General features: G+C 71.6%; 18 protein-coding genes. 7 read left to right on the top strand and 11 right to left on the bottom strand.

What is annotated here, in order from left to right; genetic code table 11:
- Positions 1-25: 25 nt before the first annotated feature.
- The 4 genes from ABTX18_RS10325 to ABTX18_RS10310 all read left to right on the top strand — a co-directional run bounded on the left by ABTX18_RS10325 (position 26) and on the right by ABTX18_RS10310 (position 3,766).
- Positions 26-1,036: an NADP-dependent oxidoreductase gene (locus ABTX18_RS10325; protein WP_352122295.1), complete on the top strand. Its 1,011-nt coding sequence runs from the start codon at positions 26-28 to the stop codon at positions 1,034-1,036.
- 95 nt (positions 1,037-1,131) lie between these two features.
- Positions 1,132-1,704, top strand: a complete 573-nt coding sequence (locus ABTX18_RS10320) for a CDP-alcohol phosphatidyltransferase family protein (RefSeq protein ID WP_352122294.1) — start codon at positions 1,132-1,134, stop codon at positions 1,702-1,704.
- Positions 1,701-2,561: a phosphatidate cytidylyltransferase gene (locus ABTX18_RS10315; RefSeq protein WP_352122293.1), complete on the top strand. Its 861-nt coding sequence runs from the start codon at positions 1,701-1,703 to the stop codon at positions 2,559-2,561. The genes ABTX18_RS10320 and ABTX18_RS10315 overlap by 4 nt, the downstream gene beginning before the upstream one ends.
- Positions 2,561-3,766 (top strand): lysophospholipid acyltransferase family protein, encoded by a 1,206-nt coding sequence (locus ABTX18_RS10310; protein WP_352122292.1) that lies wholly within the window; start codon positions 2,561-2,563, stop codon positions 3,764-3,766. Before ABTX18_RS10315 ends, ABTX18_RS10310 begins: the two co-directional genes overlap by 1 nt.
- 91 nt (positions 3,767-3,857) lie before the next feature.
- Here ABTX18_RS10310 and pruA read toward each other — a convergent pair whose 3' ends face one another.
- Together pruA and ABTX18_RS10300 are read right to left on the bottom strand one after the other, a co-directional pair.
- Positions 3,858-5,489: an L-glutamate gamma-semialdehyde dehydrogenase gene (gene pruA / locus ABTX18_RS10305; RefSeq protein WP_352122291.1), complete on the bottom strand. Its 1,632-nt coding sequence runs from the start codon at positions 5,487-5,489 to the stop codon at positions 3,858-3,860.
- 39 nt (positions 5,490-5,528) lie between these two features.
- Entirely contained in the window at positions 5,529-6,455 is a 927-nt protein-coding gene (locus ABTX18_RS10300) for a proline dehydrogenase family protein (protein WP_352122290.1), read from the bottom strand.
- 189 nt (positions 6,456-6,644) lie between these two features.
- On the opposite strand from ABTX18_RS10300, the gene ABTX18_RS10295 reads away from it, so the two are divergent.
- On the top strand, positions 6,645-7,787 hold the full coding sequence (locus ABTX18_RS10295) for a PucR family transcriptional regulator (protein WP_352122289.1): 1,143 nt from the start codon (positions 6,645-6,647) through the stop codon (positions 7,785-7,787).
- A gap of 60 nt (positions 7,788-7,847) precedes the next feature.
- Here the strand turns inward: ABTX18_RS10295 and ABTX18_RS10290 are convergent, their stop codons facing one another.
- The gene (locus ABTX18_RS10290; protein ID WP_352122288.1) at positions 7,848-8,306 is read right to left on the bottom strand and encodes a MarR family winged helix-turn-helix transcriptional regulator; all 459 of its coding nucleotides are present in this window, start codon (positions 8,304-8,306) and stop codon (positions 7,848-7,850) included.
- A gap of 133 nt (positions 8,307-8,439) precedes the next feature.
- Between ABTX18_RS10290 and ABTX18_RS10285 the strand changes: the two genes are divergently transcribed.
- Positions 8,440-9,582: an SDR family oxidoreductase gene (locus ABTX18_RS10285; protein ID WP_352122287.1), complete on the top strand. Its 1,143-nt coding sequence runs from the start codon at positions 8,440-8,442 to the stop codon at positions 9,580-9,582.
- On the opposite strand, the gene ABTX18_RS10280 is transcribed toward ABTX18_RS10285, so the two are convergent.
- From ABTX18_RS10280 to ABTX18_RS10245, 8 genes are all read right to left on the bottom strand, one after another.
- Positions 9,579-10,136, bottom strand: a complete 558-nt coding sequence (locus tag ABTX18_RS10280) for a hypothetical protein (RefSeq protein WP_352122286.1) — start codon at positions 10,134-10,136, stop codon at positions 9,579-9,581. The two genes, ABTX18_RS10285 and ABTX18_RS10280, sit on opposite strands and share 4 nt — an antisense overlap.
- Positions 10,133-10,738 (bottom strand): TetR/AcrR family transcriptional regulator, encoded by a 606-nt coding sequence (locus tag ABTX18_RS10275; protein WP_352122285.1) that lies wholly within the window; start codon positions 10,736-10,738, stop codon positions 10,133-10,135. The genes ABTX18_RS10280 and ABTX18_RS10275 overlap by 4 nt, the downstream gene beginning before the upstream one ends.
- 78 nt (positions 10,739-10,816) lie before the next feature.
- Positions 10,817-12,409, bottom strand: a complete 1,593-nt coding sequence (gene serA / locus ABTX18_RS10270; protein WP_352122284.1) for a phosphoglycerate dehydrogenase — start codon at positions 12,407-12,409, stop codon at positions 10,817-10,819.
- A gap of 275 nt (positions 12,410-12,684) precedes the next feature.
- Positions 12,685-13,686 (bottom strand): ketol-acid reductoisomerase, encoded by a 1,002-nt coding sequence (ilvC, locus tag ABTX18_RS10265; protein ID WP_136329339.1) that lies wholly within the window; start codon positions 13,684-13,686, stop codon positions 12,685-12,687.
- Positions 13,687-13,792: 106 nt separating this feature from the next.
- The gene (gene ilvN / locus ABTX18_RS10260) at positions 13,793-14,320 is read right to left on the bottom strand and encodes an acetolactate synthase small subunit (protein ID WP_136329340.1); all 528 of its coding nucleotides are present in this window, start codon (positions 14,318-14,320) and stop codon (positions 13,793-13,795) included.
- Positions 14,321-14,343: 23 nt separating this feature from the next.
- Positions 14,344-16,200 carry an acetolactate synthase large subunit gene (locus ABTX18_RS10255; RefSeq protein WP_352122283.1) on the bottom strand — a complete coding sequence of 619 codons (1,857 nt, stop codon included), beginning with the start codon at positions 16,198-16,200 and terminating at the stop codon, positions 14,344-14,346.
- A gap of 217 nt (positions 16,201-16,417) precedes the next feature.
- Positions 16,418-19,354 carry a putative bifunctional diguanylate cyclase/phosphodiesterase gene (locus ABTX18_RS10250; protein ID WP_352122282.1) on the bottom strand — a complete coding sequence of 979 codons (2,937 nt, stop codon included), beginning with the start codon at positions 19,352-19,354 and terminating at the stop codon, positions 16,418-16,420.
- A 186-nt stretch (positions 19,355-19,540) separates the two neighbouring features.
- Positions 19,541-20,503: a 2-hydroxyacid dehydrogenase gene (locus tag ABTX18_RS10245; RefSeq protein ID WP_352122281.1), complete on the bottom strand. Its 963-nt coding sequence runs from the start codon at positions 20,501-20,503 to the stop codon at positions 19,541-19,543.
- Between the two features lie 178 nt (positions 20,504-20,681).
- Here ABTX18_RS10245 and ABTX18_RS10240 point away from each other — a divergent pair, with 178 nt between their 5' ends.
- Positions 20,682-21,638, top strand: coding sequence for an aldo/keto reductase (locus ABTX18_RS10240; protein WP_352122483.1), 957 nt, complete (start codon positions 20,682-20,684; stop codon positions 21,636-21,638).
- The last annotated feature ends 333 nt before the right edge of the window (positions 21,639-21,971 follow it).

Below are 21,971 nucleotides of genomic sequence, written 5' to 3'. Positions count from 1 at the left end.
TCGATTCCTTCCTACGGTCACTGCCATGACGACGACCCGCACCGCCCGTACCTTCCACCTGACCACCCGCCCCTCCGGCTTCCCCGCTCCCGGCCTCTTCTCCGTGGTCGACGCCCCGCTCCCCGCTCCCGGTCCGGGCGAGGCCCTCGTGGAGAACCTCTACCTCTCCGTGGACCCGTACCACCGCGAGGAGATGGACGGCGGCTGGGAGCTGAACACCCCGCTGGAAGGCCGCGCGGTCGGCCGGGTCGTCGCCTCCCGCGACCCCGCTCTCGCCGAGGGCGACCTGGTCTTCCACCGGCACGGCTGGCGGACCCACGCCCTGGTCACGGCCGGCACGCCCGGTACGCGCAGGCTTCCGTCGTACGAGGGCGTGCCGCTGGCCGCTCATCTCTCGATCCTCGGCGGCACCGGTCTGACCGCGTATGTGGCGCTCACCCGCACGCTGGAGCTCAGGGCGGGGCAGGATCTGTTCGTCTCGGCCGCCGCGGGCGGGGTCGGCACCGCGGTGGGCCGGATCGCCCGGCTCCTCGGCGCCGGCAGGATCGTCGGCAGCACGGGTTCGCCCGCGAAGGCCGCCCGGCTGACGGGGGAACTCGGCTTCGACGCGGCCTTCGACTACCACGACGGGCCGTTCGGTGAACTCCTCGCCGAGGCCGCGCCGGACGGACTCGACGCCGTCGTCGACAACGTGGGCGGGGACCAGCTGGAGGGCGCGATCGGGGCGCTGCGCGAGCACGGGCGGATCGCCTGGGTGGGCGCGATCGCCCAGTACCACTCCGCGGGCCGGCCGCCCGCCGCCCCGCGCAACCTCTACGACGTGGTGGGCAAGAGCCTGCGGCTCGAAGGCGTGCTGGTCCGCAACCACGGCGACGCGCAGGGCGAGTTGGAGGACCTGCTCGTCCCGCATCTGCGGAACGGCCGGATCACCCCGGACGTCACCGTCGTCGACGGCTTCGAGCGGACCGTGGACGGCTTCCTGGCCATGCTGCGCGGCGAGAACACCGGCAAGATGCTGATCCGTACGGGCGCCTAGCCGGGCGCACCCGCGCCGCACCAGAGAGATACTCAGCCGCCGTTTGAGTACCTGCCCCGTGTCGAAGGCATGCGCGGCGCACGACAGTTGGGTCCATGAACGGCCTCTACGCTCTCAAGCCCTGGTACGCGGACCGGCTCTCCGGTCTTCGCGCCTCGCTCGTCCGCCGTGAGGTGTCGCCCGACACCCTCACCGCCGCCGGCGTCGTCGCCGCGGCCGGCGGCGCAGCCGCGCTCGCCTGGCTGCCCACCGGAATCGCCGCGCTTCCCGTCGCCGTGCTGCTCGCGGCCCGGCTCGCCTTCGCCAACCTGGACGGGGCCCTGGCCCGCGACACGGGCCGCACGACGCGGCGTGGCGCGGTGCTCAACGAGCTGGGCGACCGGGTCGCGGACCTGGTGGTGCTGGCCGGATTCCTCGCGCTCGCCCCGCTCTGGCTGGTGGCGGTCGCCGCGCTCGCGGCGACGCTGCCCTCCTGGGTGTCGCTGGCCGGTGCGGCGGCCGGGGCACCCCGGCGCAACGGCGGGCCGGTCGGCAAGACCGAGCGCTGCCTGCTGGTCGTGGTCGCCGCGGCCAGCGGCTGGGCCGTACCGGTACTGATCGTGATCGCCGTCGGTTCGCTGCTCACGGCGGCGCTCCGGCTGGCCGGGCTGTGGAGGGAGCTGGCATGAGCGCCGTACTGATCGCCGAGGAGGCCGTCGTGCGGGCGGTGCCGCTGGTCGCGGGTGTGCTGGGGGCGGGCGGGGTCGCGGTCGCGGTCCTCCCCTCGAAGGTGCGGATGCGCGCCGAACTGCGCAGACGGTGGCGGACCTGGGCGCTGGTCGCGCCGGTCTTCCTGGGGGCGTACGCCCTGGGCGGCGGCGGCACGTACGCGCTGGCCGCGGGGCTCGGGGTGATCGCCGCGAGCGAGTTCGTCCGGATGGCCGGACTGCGGCGCGGCGACCATGTGGTGCTGGCGGCGGCCGCGGTCACCCTGCCGGCGCTGGCCTGGCTGGGGCCGCAGCTCCTGGACCTTCGGGCGGCGGCCCTGCTGCTGGTCGCGGCCGCGTTGCCGTCGGTGCTTGGCGGGGACGACCGCACGGGCTTCACCCGCACGGCCCGCACCGCGTTCGGGCTGCTGTGGATCCCGGTCGCGCTGACCGGTCTGGTGACGCTCGGCGAGACTGCTGTGGCGGTGGGCCTGGCGGTGGCCCTCGGCGATGTCGGGGCCTGGTGCGGCGGTACGGCACTGGGCCGGCGCGGTCCGCTCGCCCGGCCGCTGTCGCCGCTGTCCCCCAACAAGACCTGGGCGGGCGTGCTCGGCGCTGCCGCCGCGACGGCCGGACTCCTGCTCGTGCTGGGCGAGTTCAGCCTCCCGCTGTGGGCGGCGGTGATCGTCGGCTGTGTGCTCGGCGACCTGATCGAGTCCATGGTCAAGCGCGAGTCGGGGGTCAAGGACGCGGGCAGCTGGCTGCCCGGCTTCGGCGGGCTGCTCGACCGGATCGACTCCCTGCTGGTGGCCCTTCTCCTGGCGACGGTGATGACGTGATGGGTGCGCTCCTGAACCTTCCTGCCCGGCTTGTGCTCCCGCGCCGCTCCCGTGCCGGCGCCGCGCTCCGGCGCGGGCTGTGGTGGGGCGTGCTGAGCCTCACCGGCGGGGTCGAGCGGCGCGGCCGGCTGCCGCGCGGCGGCTGTGTGGTGGTCGCGAACCACTCCTCGCACGCCGACACGGCGGCGCTCCTCGCGGCGCTCGACGCCCGGCACGGCCCGGCGATCGGCGCGGCGGCCGACTACTGGTTCGCCTCCCCGTGGCGGCGGCGGATCTGCCGCAGGCTGGCGGCGGGCTTCCCGGTGCGGCGGGGCGGCGGCGGGATGGAGGACCTGCTCACGATGGCCGGGGAGCTGCGGGCGGGCCGCGCGGTCGTCCTGTTCCCCGAGGGAACGCGGGCGCAGGACGGGGCGCTGGGCTCCTTCCACCGGGGCGCGCTGGTGCTGGCCGAGGAGGCCGGGGTGCCGGTGGTGCCGGTAGGGATCGCCGGTACGGACCGGCTGCTGCCCAAGCACGGACGGCTGCGTTCGGCGCTGGTGCGGGTGTCGATCGGTGAGCCGCTGCCGCCCGCCGTGACCCCGGAGGAGGCCCGGGACGCGGTGGTCGCGCTGCACGCCCGTACGGTCTCCGAGCCGCTGCGGGACTCCGCGACGCGGCGCCGGGTGGCGGCGGTCGTCACCTCGCGCTGGGGTGTGTTGCCGGCGTTCTGCTGGGCGCTTGCGGAGGCCCTGAGCTGGCCGCTGATGCCGGAGCTGCTGCTGGGCGCGGTGTGCGTGGCGGTGCCGCGCGCGGCCCTGAAGATGTCGCTCGGCGCGCTGGCCGGCAGCCTGGCGGGCGGTCTGCTGGCGCTGCACCTGGCGTCGGCCGGCGTCCATCTGCCGGCGCCGCTGACCACGGACCGGATGAGGGCGGAGGTCCGGCACGAACTGGCCCTGGAGGGCGCGTCGGCGGTGCGCCACCAGCCGTGGAACGGCATCCCGTTCAAGGTGTACGGCGCCGAGGCGGGCCGCGCCGGTGTCCCCGCGCCCGACTGGCTGGCCGCGTCGGCGGCGGCCCGCGGCTCCCGCACCCTGACGGTCGGCCTCGCCTTCGCGGGCTTCGGCCTCCTGATGCGCCGCCACCGGCGCCACTACGGCCGCTATCTGGTGCTGCTGGGCGGCGGGTTCGCGGCGGGGCTGTCGTTGATCGTGCACGGCTGGAGGTGAACGGGCGGCAGGGGAAATGGAAACCGCCTCCCGGCCGGCAGGGGAACCGATCGGGAGGCGGAGTTCGTGGCGGGGCCGGGGCCCCTGGGCATCAGCCCTGGTGGGGGTAGGTGTAGTCGGTCGGCGGGACCAGCGTCTCCTTGATGGCCCGGGTCAGGGTCCAGCGCTGGAGGTTCTGCGGGGCGCCCGCCTTGTCGTTCGTACCCGAGGCGCGGCCGCCGCCGAAGGGCTGCTGGCCGACGACGGCGCCGGTCGACTTGTCGTTGATGTAGAAGTTGCCCGCGGCGTACCGCAGCTTCTCCATCGTGTACGCGGCCGCGGCGCGGTCGTTCGCGATGACGGCGCCGGTCAGGGCGTAGTCGGAGACCGACTCCATCTGCTCCAGCATCGCGTCGTAGTTCTCGTCCTCGTAGACGTGCACGGCGAGGATCGGGCCGAAGTACTCGGTCGTGAAGACCTCGTTCTCGGGGTCGCTGCACTCGATGACGGTCGGGCGGACGAAGTAGCCCACCGAGTCGTCGTACGTGCCGCCCGCGATGATCGTGCACGCCGGGTCGGCCGCGGCGCGGTCGATGGCGGCCTTGTTCTTCGCGAACGAGCGGTCGTCGATGACGGCGCCCATGAAGTGCGACAGGTCGGTGACGTCGCCCATGGTGATGGAGTCGACCTCGGCCGCGAACTTCTCCTTGAAGCCGGAGTTCCAGATGGAGGCCGGGACGTAGGCGCGCGAGGAGGCCGAGCACTTCTGGCCCTGGTACTCGAAGGAGCCACGGGTCAGCGCGGTCTTGAGGACGGCGTGGTCGGCCGACGGGTGGGCGACGACGAAGTCCTTGCCGCCGGTCTCGCCGACGAGGCGCGGGTAGGTGCGGTAGTTCGCGATGTTGTTGCCGACCGTCTTCCACAGGTGCTGGAAGGTGGGGGTCGAGCCGGTGAAGTGGATACCGGCCAGGTCGCGGTGGTTCAGGGCCACCTCGGAGACGGCGATGCCGTCGCCCGTCACCAGGTTGATGACGCCCTTGGGCAGACCGGCCTCCTCCAGGAGCTGCATCAGCAGCACGGCGGCGTGGGTCTGCGTCGGGGACGGCTTCCACACGACGACGTTGCCCATGAGGGCGGGGGCGGTGGGCAGGTTGCCCGCGATGGCCGTGAAGTTGAACGGCGTGATCGCGTAGACGAAGCCCTCCAGCGGGCGGTGGTCCATGCGGTTCCACACGCCCGGGGAGTTGGCCGGGGGCTGCTCGGCGAGGATCTGGCGCGCGTAGTGCACGTTGAAGCGCCAGAAGTCGACGAGCTCACAGGGACAGTCGATCTCGGCCTGCTGGGCGGTCTTGCCCTGGCCGAGCATCGTGGAGGCGGCCATCGTCTCGCGCCAGGGGCCGGCGAGCAGCTCGGCGGCCCGCAGGATGATCGCGGCGCGGTCGTCGAAGGCCATCGCGCGCCAGGCCGGGGCGGCGGCGAGGGCGGCGTCGATCGCGTCCTGCGCGTCCTGCTCGGTGGCGCCGGCGAACGTGCCGATGACGGCCTTGTGGTTGTGGGGCTGGACGACGTCGAAGCGCTCGCCGCCACCCATCCGCTTCTCGCCGCCGATGGTCATCGGCAGGTCGATCGGGTTCTGGCCGAGCTCCTTGAGCTTCGCCTCCAGGCGGGCGCGCTCCGGGGAGCCCGGGGCGTAGGAGTGGACCGGCTCGTTGACCGGCGCGGGGACCTGGGTGACAGCGTCCATGATTTCCGTGGCTCCTTCAGTAATAAAGGGGTGGGGGGCTCAGCCCTTGGTGAGGATGGAGCGGCCGAAGAACAGGAGGTTGGCCGGCTTCTCCGCGAGGCGGCGCATGAAGTAGCCGTACCAGTCGGTGCCGTACGCGGTGTAGACACGCATGCGGTGGCCCTCGGCCGCGAGCCGGACGTGCTCGTCGCTGCGGATGCCGTACAGCATCTGGAACTCGTACTCGTCGAGCTTGCGCCCGGCCTTGCGGGCCAGCTCCTGGCCGATGGCGATGAGGCGCGGGTCGTGGGACCCGATCATCGGGTAGCCCTCGCCCTCCATCAGGGTCTTCAGGATGCGGACGTACGCCTTGTCGGTCTCGGCCTTGTCCTGGTACGCGACTGAGGCGGGCTCCTTGTAGGCGCCCTTCACGATGCGCACGCGGCTGCCGGCGTCGGCCAGGCGGCGGGCGTCGTCCTCGGTGCGGAAGAGGTAGGCCTGGATGACGCATCCGGTCTGCGGGTGGTCCTTCCGCAGCTCCTCGTGGATGGCGAACATCGAGTCGAGGGTGGTGTGGTCCTCGGCGTCCAGCGTGACCGTGGTGCCGATCGCGGCGGCGGCCTCGACGACCGGGCGGACATTGGCGAGGGCCAGCTCGTGGCCGCCGTCCAGTGCCTGGCCGAACATGGAGAGCTTGACGGACATCTCCGCCTTCGTGCCCAGGCCGAGCTCCTTGAGGCGGCCGATGAGCTCGAGGTAGGCGTCGCGCGCGGCGGCGGCCTGCTCGGGGGTGGTGATGTCCTCGCCGACCACGTCGAGGGTGACTTCGAGGCCCTTGCCGGTGGCGTCCTCGATGATCGGGACGACCTGCTCGACCGTCTCACCGGCGATGAACCGGTCGACGACCTGCTTCGTGCCCGGGGCTGCCGAGATGAAACGGCGCATCTTGTCGCTGCGTGACGCGGCGAGAATCACGGGACCCAGCACGGGGCACCTCCACGGAAAGTACGAACGAAGGCCGAACCGCCACAAGTGCCCGATAGGGAACAGAAGCGGTGCAGCACGGAGAACCACCGTGAAATCTAAGGATCCCTCCGATCCTGTGCCATCGACAGCTGTCACGCATCCGTTCCCCGGATCTCAGACATATGTCTGAAGGGGTGCGAGAATGGCGGGGTGAAGGGCGATTACCAGGAGCTGGTCGACGAGATCTCCGCGCTGCTCGGCGTCCCCGCGACACTGGAGAACCGGGACTTCGGCCTGGTCGCCTTCGGGGCCCATGACAGCGACGACGACACGGCGATGGACCCGGTCCGCACCCGCTCGATCCTGACCCGCCGCTCGACGCCGGCGGTCCGCGCCTGGTTCGAGAACTTCGGCATCACCCGCGCCACCGGCCCCGTCCGCATCCCGGCCGCCCCGGAGGCCGGTGTCTACCGGGGCCGGATCTGTCTGCCCGTACGCCATCGGGGCGTCGTGCTCGGTTACGTATGGCTGCTGGACGCCGATCCGGGGCCGACCGACGAGCAGCTCGACGCGGCGATGGACGCGGCGGGCCGGATCGGGGCGCTGCTCTCCGACGAGGCGCGGGTGGGCACCGATCTCTCCCGGGAGTTCGGGGCGGTCCTGACGGCGGGGCGCGGCTGGCAGCGGGACATGGCCGTGGCCGCGCTGGCCGAGGCGCTCGGTCCGGACGCGGAGGGGCTGCACACCGTGGTGTGCGTGACCCCGTGGCCGGAGGACCCGCCGTCGGTGCGCACGGTGCCGTCGGCGGCGGCCCTGTCCGGTGTCCCGGGCCCGGGTGGCGTGGGGGCCCCGGCGCTGGCAGCGCTGGTCCGGCTCCGGTCGCCCGACGTCCTGGACCCGGCGTTCACCGCCGCGGACCGCCTGCGCACCACCGCGGGGGCGGCCGCCGCGGCGGGGATCGCGGACCCCCGCCGCGGCCTGGCGGAGCTGGCCGACGCGTGGCACGAGGCGTCGGCGGCGGCCCGGGCGGCAGCGGCGGAGACCCGGTTCGGCCCGGTGGGCGAGTGGTCGGCCATCGGCCCGTACCGCCTGCTGACGGCGCTGGCCACGGACGGCCCGCCGGACCCCTCGGTCCGCCCGCTGCTCACCCCGGCGCACCGCGACCTCGCCCGTACCGCCGAGGTCTTCCTCGACTGCGCGGGCCAGGCGTCCCGGACGGCTGCCGAGCTGGGCGTCCACCGCCAGACGCTGTACTACCGCCTCTCCCGCGTCCAGCTGCTCACCGGCCTGGACCTGAACGACGGCGAGGACCGGCTGCTGCTGCACATGGCACTGAAGGCGTCCCGGCTGTAATCCGGCCGGCAGGCCGCTGGGCAGGGTGTCGTCCGGCAACTTTCACTGCGGGCCAGTCACCTACGCCGGTTGCGGCTTGTGACTGTCGAGCAGCTTGGCAAGCAGGCACTGAAGTTGTCGTCGTTCCACGGGGTCGAGGCCGGCGAGCAGTTCGGCCTGGACGGCGTCGGCGTGCTGTTGGAGTTCCTCGAGGTGCTGCCTTCCGGCGGCGGTAAGGGTGACGACGTTGCGGCGCCGATTGGCGGAGTCGGCCTGGCGGTCGACCCGGCGGCAGCTCTCCAGGCGATTGACGATGCCGCTGACGTCGTTGCGGTCGAGGCCGAGGCGGCGGCCGATCTCGGCCTGACTGAGCGCCTCGTACTCCTCCAATGCCGCCAGGACGGCGAAATCGGCGCGGGCGCTCAGCGGCATGCGTTGCGCGGTCAGCCGGGCGCCGAGCGTCGACACCTTGCTCGTCTGCCAGCTGGCGAGCTCACGCAGTCGGGCCGGGGGTCGCAACGCGTGGTCCATGTCCGCCATTTCCCCATCCTAACTGTTGGCCACCCCAACACCTGCTATGTTGGGCTACCCAACGTTGGATTAACCAACATGCGAGTGGGTCAGCGGCGGACCGCCGGTCGACTGCCCCGCACCGCTCCCGAGGAGTGATCTCATGCGCAGCAGCAACGCACTTTCCGGTCTGTCCGGTCGCCGGGTCGTCGTTCCGGGCGGCACGGGCGCCGTGGGGGAGGGTGTCGTCCGCGGCTACCTCGCCGCCGGTGCGGACGTCGTCGTCCCGACCCGCACCCAAAAGCGGGCGGAGGAGTTCCGGCGCGTGCTCGGGGACGCGGCGACCGACCGCCTGCACCTGACGGTCCACGACTACACAACGTTCGCCGGCGCCGAGCAACTTGCCGACGAGATGGAGCGCAGGCTCGGCGGCGTCGACGACGTGGTGGCCCCGATCGGTGGGTGGTGGGCCGGCAAGCGGCTCTGGGAGATCGACGAGAGCGACTGGCAGAACGCCTTCGTCGGACTCGCGGCCGCGCACATGGCCGTCCTGCGAGCCTTCCTGCCCCGGCTGAACGCCCGCGGCGCCTACACGTTGATCGTCGGGGCTTCCGCGTTCACGCCGGTTCCCGGCAGCGGGCTGGTCAGCATGGAACAGGCCGCGCTGTTGATGCTGCGGCGGGTGGTCGAGGCCGAGGTCGCAGGACGGCAACGGGTCTTCGCCCTCGTCCTCGGGCCGGTCAGGACCCGCCTGATCGACTCCGATGATCCGGACTGGGTCAGTGCCGACCAGGTCGGCGCGGTCGCGGTCGCAGCCTCGGCCGCAGCGGCGGTGGGCGGCCGGGAGATCCGGCTGCGCAGTCAGGCCGAGGCAGCCGAGGCGCTGGCGGTGCTCCAGGGCGGCCGGCCGATCAGGACCGGCACGGTCGTTGCCGTGTCCACGATGGAGCCCAGGAACGGACGACGCGAGGACCTCCTTGAGGTGCTGGCCGAACTCGCTCCGCGGATCCGCGCCGAACCGGGATGCCTTCACTACTCGGTGCACCGCGCGCGCGGCGATGCCGACGGACCGCTGCTGGTCATCCAGATGTTCGCTTCGATCGAGGCGTTCACGGAGCACAGCGCGAGCGTGGCGGACCAGATCCCGAGGATCGCCGCTCTCCTCGCCGCGCCCCCCGTGCCTCCGACCCTGTTCGAACCGGTCCCGAAGTCCGCTCTCGGCGAGGGCGTCGGCAACCTCCGGGGACCCGCTCCGGACAACCTGACCCACACCCTCCACGGACTTCCGCGGAGCAGCACCAGCTAGAGCCAGGAGGGCGGGTCCGGGGCGACGATCGGCCGGTCGCTGACGACGGCCGTCATGACCAGGGGTGCGTCCCCGTCGCTGCGCCCGACACTCACTCCGGCCCAGCGGCCCTGCCCGGGCACCGGTCCCCAGGCGGCGAGATCGCCGTAGCAGTCCTGGGCGAGCAGCGCGTCGAGGAGCGGCGGCACCTCCTGCCCGTCCTCCCTCAGCAGGGACGACTGGTGTTCTCCGCTCTCCTTCACAAGGAGCAGGACGTGGACGGCCACCCGGTGGTGGGGACCCCAGCGGCCTTCCAGCTCCGCGACCAGCGCTGCGAGGTGCGCCTCGGCCGTCTCCTCCGCCTCGTCCCACTCCTCGCCCCGCAGGCCCTGTGAGTCGCTCTCCCAGAGCGGGACGATCCGGAAGCTCTCGCCCTCGCTCGCCGCCCACTCCCCCGTGACCGGATCGCCCTCGGCCACTGTCGGTCCGGAGGCGGGCAGCGGCGCGGCGAGCAAGGCGTCCAGGTCCGCGACGGCCCGCGCGACGTCGAAGGTCTCTCCTGCCCGGATGCTCATCCCAGGTCCTCGCTCACAGGTGCCCGCCCCCCCAGGACCGCCTTCAGGCCGTCCGTCAGGTCCTGCGCGGAAGGCGCCGAATCGCTGTCCATCAGCCACTGGACCATGACGCCCGCGAGCAGCGCCTGGCAGAACAGGCCGGCCACCCGGGCCTTCTCGGGTTCGGTCTCGGGGTCGATGCCCAGCATGTTCTCGGCCAGGCCGTCGCGGCCCTCCCGCTGCGGGCCGGCGAGGGCCTTCTGCAGCTCGGGGTCGGAGTCGATCCGCGAGATGACCTCCATCTGGAGCTGCCAGACCGCACGGGTCTGCTCGTAGCTCCCGATCACCCGCTCCCACGTCTCGCGGAACTGGTCGAGCGGAGCCGCGGGTACGTCCTTCGCGGGCTCGGCCGCGTCGCCGTCCTTGGTCAGCACGTCGCCCCACTCCTCCGTCACCTTGAGGAAGGCGAGGTTGAGCAGGGCCTCCTTGGAGCCGTAGTGGTAGCCGATGGACGCCAGGTTGGTCCCCGAAGCGGCGACGATGTCGCGGGCCGTCGTCCGGGCGTACCCCTTCTCCAGCAGGCAGCGCTTCGCGCCTTCGAGCAGATCCTCACGATGTCCCATGACAGCAGCGTACCCGGCACCCAGACGCTCGTGTAAGACGGGCGTCTAGATGTCGGGTACGTGGACTGCGGAACAGACTCAGTCGGTCAGGTTCACCGAACGGGCCGAGGCCGCGCCGATCTCGGTCGAGATCTCGGCCAGCACCGACGCCGGGACGTCGTCGTCGACGGTGAGGACGACCAGCGCCTCGCCGCCCACGTCGGCCCGGGAGACCTGCATGCCCGCGATGTTCAGGCCGGCCTCGCCGAGGATCTTGCCGACCGCGCCGACGACGCCGGGACGGTCCTGGTACCGGAGGACGACCATGTGGTCGGCGAGCGCCAGGTCCACATCGTGCTCGCCGATCGCGACGATCTTCTGGAGGTGCTTGGGACCGGCCAGCGTGCCGGAGACCGCGACCTCCTGGCCGTCGGCCAGCGTGCCGCGGACAGTGACCACGTTGCGGTGGTCGGGCGACTCGGAGCTGGTGGTGAGGCGGACCTCGACACCGCGCTCCTGCGCGAACAGCGGGGCGTTGACGTAGCTCACGGTCTCGTCGACGACGTCCTCGAAGACGCCCTTGAGCGCGGAGAGTTCGAGCACCTTCACGTCGTGCTGGGTGATCTCGCCGTACACCTCGACGTCGAGCCGGGCCGCGACCTCGCCCGCGAGCGCGGTGAAGATCCGGCCGAGCTTCTCGGCGAGCGGCAGTCCGGGACGTACGTCCTCGGCGATGACGCCGCCCTGGACGTTGACCGCGTCCGGCACGAGCTCACCGGCGAGCGCGAGACGGACGGACTTGGCGACCGCGATGCCCGCCTTCTCCTGCGCCTCGTCCGTGGAGGCGCCGAGGTGCGGGGTGCAGACGACCTGGTCGAACTGGAACAGCGGGGAGTCCGTGCAGGGCTCCTTGGTGTAGACGTCGAGACCTGCGCCGGCGACGCGGCCCTCCTTGAGGGCGGAGGCCAGCGCCTCCTCGTCGACGATGCCGCCGCGCGCGGCGTTGACGATGCGCACCGAGGGCTTCACCTTGTGCAGCGCGTCGTCGCCGATCAGGCCGAGCGTCTCCGGGGTCTTGGGGAGGTGCACGGTGATGAAGTCGGAGACCTCCAGCAGCTCGTCCAGCGTGAGGAGCTTGACGCCCATCTGCGCGGCGCGCGCCGGCTGGACGTAGGGGTCGTACGCGACGATCTTCATGCCGAAGGCCGACATGCGCTGGGCGACCAGGACGCCGATGCGGCCGAGGCCGACGACGCCGAGGGTCTTCTCGCTCAGCTCGACGCCGGTGTACTTGGAGCGCTTCCACTCGCCGTTCTTGAGGGCGGTGTTGGCCTGGGGGATGTTGCGCGCCGTGGCGACGAGCAGACCGCAGGCGAGCTCGGCGGCGGTGACGATGTTGGAGGTCGGCGCGTTCACGACCATCACGCCGGCCTTGGTGGCCGAGGAGACGTCGACGTTGTCCAGACCGACGCCCGCGCGGGCGACGACGCGCAGCTTCTTCGCGGCGGCGATGGCCTCGGCGTCGACCTTGGTGGCGGAGCGCACCAGGATGGCGTCGACATCGGCGATCGCGGGGAGGAGCTCGGCGCGGTCCGCGCCGTTGCAGTGCCGGATCTCGAAGTCCGGGCCCAGGGCGTCCACCGTGGCGGGCGACAGCTCTTCAGCGATGAGTACGACAGGTTTCGAGCTCACGTGAGTCCTCACAGATCCAGTGCGGACGGCCGTCCCGACGGCCGCAGGCGGTGGAGGGGCTTGCCGCGTGGAAGACGCACGACACTGTGGGCCTGACGCGTGTATGTGCAGAAGTGTAGTCATGCGCGAGGACGCATACTGCGCCCCGTTGGAAGGATCACCCACATGAGGCTGGACGACTTGTACACACGTACGACGCCGCCTCTTCCAGCGGGTGAAACAGGGCGGAAGCCCGAGGCGGCGGATCCGGGGATCCGCCGCCTCGGGCTTCGGTGTTACGCGTCCTCGTCGTTGACCCAGCTCATGAGCTTGCGCAGCTCACGGCCGGTGGTCTCCAGCAGGTGGTCGCTGTCGGCCTTCTTGTACTCGTTGTACTTGGGCAGACCGTTGTGGTACTCGGCCATCCAGGCGTTGGCGAAGGTGCCGTCCTGGATCTCGGTGAGGACCTTCTTCATCTCGGCCTTGGTGTCGGCCGTGATGATCCGCGGGCCGGTGACGTAGTCGCCCCACTCGGCGGTCTCGGAGATCGACCAGCGCATCTTCTCCAGGCCGCCCTCGTACATGAGGTCGACGATGAGCTTCAGCTCGTGGAGGCACTCGAAGTACGCGATCTCCGGCTGGTAGCCGGCCTCGGTCAGCGTCTCGAAGCCGGCCTTGACCAGGGCGGCGGTGCCACCACAGAGAACGGCCTGCTCACCGAACAGGTCGGTCTCGGTCTCCTCGGTGAAGGTCGTCTTGATGACGCCGGCCCGGGTGCCGCCGATGCCCTTGGCGTACGAGAGGGCGAGCTCCAGGCCCTTGCCCGAGGCGTCCTGCTCGACGGCCACGATGCACGGAACGCCGCGGCCCTCCTCGTACTGGCGGCGGACCAGGTGGCCCGGGCCCTTGGGGGCGACCATGCAGACGTCGACGCCGGCCGGCGGCTTGATGAAGCCGAAGCGGATGTTCAGGCCGTGGCCGAAGAACAGCGCGTCGCCGTCCTTGAGGTTGTCCTTGACGGACTCCTCGTAGACCTTGGCCTGGATCGGGTCCGGAACCAGGATCATGATGACGTCGGCCTCGGCGGCGGCCTCGGACGGAGTCACCACGCGCAGGCCCTGCTCCTCGGCCTTGGCCTTGGACTTGGAACCCTCGTGCAGACCGACACGGACGTCGACACCCGAGTCGCGCAGCGACAGCGCGTGGGCGTGGCCCTGGCTGCCGTAGCCGAGAACCGCGACCTTGCGGCCCTGGATGATGGACAGGTCGGCATCGTCGTCGTAGAACATCTCGGCCACTGGGTCTTCTCCTTGGTGTGCAGGTGTTGCGTCCCACCGTACGGCGGGGTGCGTCAGTTACGTTTTCGGGTCTCGCGATACGAGCGGCGTGGCGGACCCGGAAGGGTTACGCCGTGCGGTCGAGGGCGCGCAGCGACCGGTCGGTGATCGAGCGTGCGCCACGTCCTATGGCGATGGTGCCGGACTGGACGAGCTCCTTGATGCCGTACTGCTCCAGCATCTTGAGCATCGCCTCCAGCTTGTCGGCGCCGCCGGTCGCCTCGATCGTGACGGCCTCCGGGGAGACGTCCACGGTCTTGGCGCGGAACAGCTGGACGATCTCGACGATCTGGGAGCGGGTCTCGCTGTCGGCGCGGACCTTCACCAGGACGAGCTCACGCTGGATCGCAGCGGACGGCTCGAGTTCGACGATCTTCAGGACGTTGACCAGCTTGTTGAGCTGCTTGGTCACCTGCTCCAGGGGCAGGTCCTCGACATTCACGACGATGGTGATGCGGGAGATGTCGGGGTGTTCGGTGGTACCGACCGCGAGCGAGTCGATGTTGAAGCCGCGGCGGGAGAACAGGGCGGTGATCCGGGCGAGGACACCGGGCTTGTTCTCGACCAGGACGGAGAGCGTGTGCTTGGTGGACATGGAAGTCGGTCTCTCTCTGTCTCTCAGTCGTCTTCGTTGTCGCCGAAGTCGGGGCGGACGCCGCGGGCGGCCATGACCTCGTCGTTGGAGGTGCCGGCGGCGACCATCGGCCACACCATGGCGTCCTCGTGGACGATGAAGTCGATGACGACCGGGCGGTCGTTGATCGCGTTGGCCTCGGCGATGACCTTGTCAAGGTCGGCCGGGTCCTCGCAGCGGATCGCGTGGCAGCCCATGGCCTCGGACAGCTTGACGAAGTCGGGCACCCGGGTGCCCTTGGCCGCGTTGCCGTCCGTGTCGGCGCCCGAGTGCAGCACGGTGTTGGAGTACCGCTGGTTGTAGAAGAGGGTCTGCCACTGGCGGACCATCCCGAGGGCGCCGTTGTTGATGATGGCGACCTTGATCGGGATGTTGTTGAGCGCGCAGGTGGTGAGTTCCTGGTTGGTCATCTGGAAGCAGCCGTCGCCGTCGATCGCCCAGACCGTGCGGTCCGGCATGCCGGCCTTGGCGCCCATCGCGGCCGGGACCGCGTAGCCCATCGTGCCCGCACCGCCGGAGTTCAGCCAGGTGGCGGGCTGCTCGTACTTGATGAAGTGCGAGGCCCACATCTGGTGCTGGCCGACGCCCGCGGCGAAGATCGTGTCCGGCGGGGCGAGTTCACCGACGCGCTGGATGACCTGCTGCGGGGAGAGGCTGCCGTCCTCCGGCAGGTCGTAGCCGACCGGGTAGGTGTCGCGCCACCGGTTGAGGTCCTTCCACCAGGCGGTGTAGTCGCCGGTGTTGCCGTCGGTGTGCTCGGCCTGGACCGCCTGGACGAGGTCGGCGATGACCTCGCGGGCGTCGCCGACGATCGGGACGTCGGCGGTCCGGTTCTTGCCGATCTCCGCCGGGTCGATGTCGGCGTGGACGATCTTGGCGTACGGGGCGAAGCTGTCCAGTTTGCCGGTGACCCGGTCGTCGAAGCGGGCGCCGAGGGCGACGATCAGGTCGGCCTTCTGCAGCGCGGTGACGGCGGTGACCGCACCGTGCATACCGGGCATTCCCACGTGCAGCGGGTGGCTGTCGGGGAAGGAGCCGAGCGCCATCAGTGTGGTGGTGACGGGCGCTCCGGTGAGCTCGGCCAGCACCTTGAGTTCGGCGGTGGCCCCGGCCTTCATGACGCCGCCGCCCACGTAAAGCACCGGGCGCTTGGCCTGGGTGATGAGCTTGGCGGCCTCGCGGATCTGCTTGGCGTGCGGCTTGGTGACCGGGCGGTAGCCGGGCAGGTCCATGACCGGCGGCCAGCTGAAGGTGGTCTTCGCCTGGAGCGCGTCCTTGGCGATGTCGACCAGGACCGGGCCCGGACGGCCGGAGGCGGCGATGTGGAAGGCCTCGGCGATGGTGTGCGGGATGTCCTCGGCCTTGGTGACCAGGAAGTTGTGCTTGGTGATCGGCATCGTGATGCCGCAGATGTCGGCTTCCTGGAACGCGTCGGTGCCGATGGCGGCGGAGGCCACCTGGCCGGTGATCGCGACGATCGGCACCGAGTCCAGGTACGCGTCGGCGATGGGGGTGACCAGGTTGGTGGCGCCGGGGCCGCTGGTGGCCATGCAGACGCCGACCTTGCCGGTGGCCTGCGCGTAGCCGGTGGCCGCGTGGCCGGCGCCCTGCTCGTGGCGGACCAGGACGTGGCGGACCCGCTTCGAGTCCATCATCGGGTCGTACGCCGGAAGGATGGCGCCGCCGGGAATGCCGAATACCGTGTCGGCCCCCACCTCCTCGAGGGAGCGGATGAGGGACTGCGCACCCGTGACGTGCTCAACGGTGGCGGACGACGATCCGCCGTTACGGGCCCGCGGCTGGGGATGGTGGGCCCCGGTGGCCTGCTCGGTCATCGGCATTCTCTTCTCGAAGCTGAGGGTTTACGCGAGTGTTTTGCGCTGTTTTGACTGGTGCCGGTGCAACAAAAAACCCCTCGTGCCGGGAGGCAAGCGAGGGGAGCGCGTCGGTGCGGTCTGCAAAGTGCCTTCGAGGAACTCTGCTTCAGCCGACGCGCTTTCCAAGTACGAGAATTCGGGTGCGCATGGCATTGACCCTCTCTCCGACGCACTCGACGTGTCAAGTGGGTGGGACGGGCGTCTCAGCATGTGAGCCGGTGAGAAGAGGGACGGAGCCGCCCGCCAGGACCGGCTGGGCGGCCGGAGCGCCGGGCACCGGGAACGCGCCGCGGACCAGGGCGCGGCGCAGCCGGTACTCGTCCAGCGGCCCGGAGAAGGCCATGCCCTGGCCGTGCGTACAGCCCATGGCGCGCAGCGCGAGGACCTGTTCCGGTACGTCGACGCCGTCGGCCACGGACTGCATGCCGAGGTCGCAGGCGATCCGCAGCAGCCCGCTGGTGATCTTGTGCAGCCGGGCGGACTCGACGACGCCCTCCACCAGGCCGCGGTCCAGCTTCAGGACGTCGACGGGGAGCCGGCGAAGGGCGTTGATCGCGGCGTAGCCACTGCCGAAGCCGTCCAGCGCGATGCGTACACCGAGGCGCCGCAGGGCCACCAGGCGCTGTTCCAGCTCGTCGAAGGAGACGCGGGGGTCGCTGTCGGCGACCTCGATCATCAGGGCCCCGGACGGCAGCCCGTACCGCGTCAGCAGCGCCTCGATGGAGCCGAACGGCGCCCCCTTGTCGAGCAGTCTGCGGGCGGAGAGCCGGACGGCGACGGAGACCTGGTGGCCGGCCCTCGCCCGGTCGGCGGCCTGCTCGACGGCCTCTTCGAGGAGCCAGCGGCCGAGCTCCGCCGTGCGGTCGCTGTCCTCGGCGACGTGGAGGAACTCGGCGGGCGTGAAGAGGATGCCCTGGGCGGACCGCCAGCGGGCCTGTGCGGCGACGGCGGCGACCGTGCCGGTGGCCAGATGGACGACGGGCTGGTGCAGCAGCGAGAACTCGCCGTCCCGCAGGGCGGTGCGCAGCCGGGCCGCCAGCTCGGAGCGGCGCACCACCTCGGCCTGCATCTGCGGGGCGTACAGCTCGACGCGGTCCTTGCCGCCCGCCTTGGCGCGGTACATGGCCAGGTCGGCGTTGCGCATGAGGTCGTTGGGGGTGATGCCGGGCTCGGCGAAGGCGACGCCGATGGAGGCGGTGACCCGGACCTCGCCGGCGCCGATGCGGTAGGGCTGGGAGAGCGTGAGGCGCAGCCGGTCGGCGATCTCGTGGACCTGGTACTCACGGGCGGTCTGGTCGCGTCCGCCGTCGCCGACGATGAGGGCGGCGAACTCGTCCCCGCCGAGGCGCGCGGCGGTGTCCCCCGCCCGGACGGAGTCCTGGAGGCGGCGGGCGGCCTGGATGAGGAGTTCGTCGCCCGCCTGGTGGCCGAGCCGGTCGTTGGCCGCCTTGAAGCCGTCCAGGTCGATGAAGAGCACGGCGGTGCCCGCGTCGCCCGCCCGGCGGCCGGCCAGCGCCCCGCGGACCCGGTCGGTGAAGAGCGCGCGGTTGGGCAGGTCGGTGAGCGGGTCGTGCTCCGCGTTGTGCTGCAACTGGGCCTGCAGCCGCACCCGTTCGGTCACGTCCCGGCTGTTGAGGATCAGGCCGCCCTGGTGGCGGTTGACGGTGGACTCGACGTTCAGCCATTCGCCGGTGCCGGAGCGGAAGCGGCACTCGATGCGGGTGGTGGGTTCCTCGGCGGGCGGCGCGGCCAGGAATCTCCGCACTTCGTGGACCACCCGGCCGAGGTCGTCGGGGTGGATGATCGAGGAGAGCTCGGCGCCGACGAGGTCGTCCGCGTCGCGCCCGTAGACGCCGGCGGCGGCGGGACTGACGTAGCGGAGTATGCCGGTCGGAGCGGCGATCATGATGACGTCGCTGGAGCCCTGGACCAGGGAGCGGAAGTGGTTCTCCTTCTGGGCCAGTTCCTGGGTGAGGGCGATGTTGTCGACGAGCATGATGCCCTGCCGTACGACCAGCGCGAGCACCACCGTGCACCCGGTGAAGACCACGACGCGGTCCACCCGGCGGCCCTCGATGACGTTGTAGAGGATGCCCAGGGTGCAGACCGCGGCGGCGAGATACGGCGTCAGCGCGGCCAGTGAGCCGGAGATGGGGCGGCTGGTGGTACGGGCCGCGGGCCGCGGCCGGTCGGTGGCGTCCTCGTCGCGGGTGACGCCCCAGGGGGCGTACGCGAGGAGCAGCGATCCGGCGAACCAGCCCGCGTCGAGCAGCTGGCCCGACCGGTAGCTCTGGCGCAGCAGCGGCGAGGTGAACAGCGCGTCGCACAGGACCGTGAGGGCCAGTGCGGCGATGGCGGTGTTCACCGCGGCACGGTTGACGCTGGAGCGCCGGAAGTGCAGCGCGAGCACCATCGAGACCAGCACGATGTCGAGCAGCGGATAGGCCAGCGAGAGCGCCGCGCGGGCGACGCTGGCGCCCTCGACGTCCGCCACGTGCGCGGTGTGGGCGAGCGCGAGGCTCCAGGAGAGTGTGAGGAGCGATCCGCCGATCAGCCAGGCGTCGAGAACCAGACAGAGCCAGCCGGCCCGGGTGACGGGGCGCTTGGCGAGGACGAGCAGCCCCACGATGGCGGGCGGCGCGAAGCAGAGGAAGAAGAGGTCGGCCAGCGAGGGGCTGGGCACCTGGACCTCGCGCACGCACTCGTACCAGCCCCATACCGCGTTGCCCGCCGCGGCCATCAGGGAGGAGAGCGAGAACAGCAGCCAGGCCGGCCGGAACCTGTTGTCCGCGGTGCGCGCGAACAGGAAGCAGGAGACGGCGGCGACCAGGGCGGCCGCGCTCAGGCCGAAGTCCCCCATGAACAGCGCGAGTCGCGCCGAGCCCCAGCCGAGGGCCGCGCCCACCGCGTATCCCCCGCAGACGAGGCCGAGGAGGAGCCGCGGGACCACCGCGGGCGCCCGGTCCACGGCCGGACGGCGGGCGAGGAATGCTCCGCGGGCGCTCGCCGGCGCGCTCACCGGGGTGCCCCCGATGCCGCCCGGCGGCTGCGGCGCCGGCGCACCTGACGCACCGTCGGCAGCCGTCGGCCGCCCCGCCGTGTCGGATCGTTCGCCCATCGGCCGTACATCGCCTGTCGCCCCCCTCGCGTGTGGCTTCCTCCCCGGCGCCGTCCCTTCCACGGCGCAGCCCCCCTTTCGGGACGATACACCAGACTCGTCACAGAGGGACATAGTTCCTCTACTCTCCGTGACAGCCTGCACGGTTGTCGCCACGGAGGGATACGTGACGTGCCCGTAGCGTGTTCAGCCGGTGGTCCGCACGACGTTGTGCACCGGCTCCCCCGCGGCGAAGCGGCTGAGCTGTCCGGCCAGCAGACGCTTGGCGCGCGGCAGGAACGCCGAAGTGCTGCCGCCGACGTGCGGGGTGATGAGGACGTGGGGAGCATGCCAGAGGGGATGGCCCGAAGGGAGCGGTTCGGGATCCGTGACGTCGAGGGCCGCGTGCAGCCGCCCGGACTCGAGTTCGGACAGCAGGGCCTTGGTCTCGACGACGCCGCCGCGCGCCACGTTCACCAGCAGCGCCCCGTCCCGCATCGCGGCGAGGAACTCCGCGCCGACCAGCCCCTGTGTGGACGGGTTCAGCGGGGTGGACAGAATGACGACGTCGGCCTCGGGCAGCAGTGCGGGCAGGTCGTCGAGTGTGTGTACGGGGCCGCGTGCGGTTGTCCGTGCGGAGCGCGCGACGCGCACTACCCGCGCGCACTCGAACGGCGCGAGCCGGTCCTCGATGGCCGAGCCGATCGATCCGTATCCGACGATCAGCACGGACTTGTCGGCGAGGGCCGGGTAGAAGCCGGACCGCCACTCCTGCGCGTCCTGGCCGCGCACGAACCCGGGGAACCCGCGGAGCGAGGCGAGGATCAGCGCGAGGGTGAGCTCGGCGGTGGACGCCTCGTGGACCCCCTTGGCGTTGCAGAGCCGCACACCGGCGGGCAACAGACCCAGGCCCGGCTCCACATGGTCGATGCCCGCGGAGAGCGTCTGGACGACCTGGACCCCGCTCATGCCGCCGAGCGGACGGACCGCGACCGCCGGCCCCTTCATGTAGGGAACGACGTAGAAGGCGCAGCGCGCGGGGTCGGCGGGGAAGTCCTGCCCGCCGTCCCAGAAACGGTAGTTGAACCCCTCGGGGAGCCCTTCGATCTCATTGGCCTCGAAGGGCAGCCAGACGTCGGGCACATCGGCGGAATGCGTGGTGGAAGTCATGGTCAGGAGGCTATGCGAAGCCCGGCGGGGCGCAGAGGTTAGTTTTGGGGGTGCGGTAAGAGGGAGTGTCCGCACAGTATCGTCGTCCGCCCGAAGGGCGGGGCGAGACTTTGCGGACACGACCGAGGGAGGGTTCGGGGAGTTGGAGCGCAGAAGTCTCGGTGCGGCGGCGCTCGCCGTGGGTGCGGTCGGCCTCGGCTGCATGCCGATGAGCTGGGCGTACGGCGCCTCGCGGCAGCGCGGTGACGAGGCGTTGCGCGCGGTGCATGCGGCGCTGGAGGCGGGCGTGGATCTGCTCGACACCGCCGACATGTACGGGCCGTTCACCAATGAGCTGCTGGTGGGGCGTGCGTTGAAGGGACGCCGTGAACAGGCCTTCCTCTCCACCAAGTGCGGGCTGCTGGTGGGCGATCAGCACATCGTGGCCGACGGCCGGCCGGGCTATGTGCGGCGGGCGTGCGACGCCTCGCTCCGGCGGCTGCAGACGGATGTGATCGACCTCTACCAGCTCCACAGGGCCGATCCCGATGTGCCCGTCGAGGAGACCTGGGGCGCGATGGCGGAGCTGGTGACCGCGGGCAAGGTGCGGGCACTCGGGCTCTGCGCGGTCGGTGCCGGGGCCGCCCGCAGGCGGGGAGCGCGGACGCACGACGAAACGATCCGGCAACTGGAGCGGGTGCAGCAGGTCTTTCCGGTGAGCGCGGTGCAGGCGGAGCTCTCCGTGTGGTCCCCCGACGCGTTGGAGGCGCTGGTGCCTTGGTGTGCGGCGCGCGGGGTCGGGGTGCTGGCGGCGATGCCGCTGGGCAGCGGGTATCTGACGGGCACGCTCACTCCGGGGCAGGGCTTCGAACCGGAGGATCTGCGGGCCAGGCATCCGCGGTTCACCGCCGAGATCATGGCGGCGAACCAGCCGGTGGTGGTGGGGCTGCGGCGGATCGCGGAGCGGCACGGGGCGACACCGGCGCAGGTGGCGCTGGCCTGGGTGCTGCGGCAGGGGCCCCAGGTGGTTCCGGTGCCGGGGACCAAGCAGGCGCGGTGGGCCGTCGAGAACGCGGGGGCGGCGGGGCTGACGCTGACGCCTCGCGACCTGAGCGAGATCGACGGACTTCCCGCCGCGCGCGAGTCATGGGACTGAACACCCGTACACCGGCCTTGGAGTCCTCTGCGTCCTCGGCGTCCTCGGCGTCCTGTGCGTGTGAAGTTTGATCGCCGAGCGAGAAAGTCGACGGGCTTCGGGAACCCTGGGCCCGGCCGCGGTGTATGAACAGGGGACAGGCGGTCGTCGAAGGGGTCGGTGCTGTGCGCGGTGCGAGGTTCGGATCTGTGCGGGAACCGGTGGGGCGGGGGGGGGCGCCCCCCGGGCGGGGGGGGGGGGGGGGGGGCGGGGGGGGGGCGGGGGGGGCGGCGGGGGCCCGCAGGCTCGCCGCGGGGTGCTCCGCGCGGGTGGGGGCCGAGAGCACCGCGGGCC

Source organism: Streptomyces sp. NPDC096323 (genome assembly GCF_040302845.1).
In the GTDB taxonomy this organism is placed as follows: Bacteria; Actinomycetota; Actinomycetes; order Streptomycetales; family Streptomycetaceae; genus Streptomyces.
This window is presented reverse-complemented; position numbering and strand designations above follow the sequence as displayed.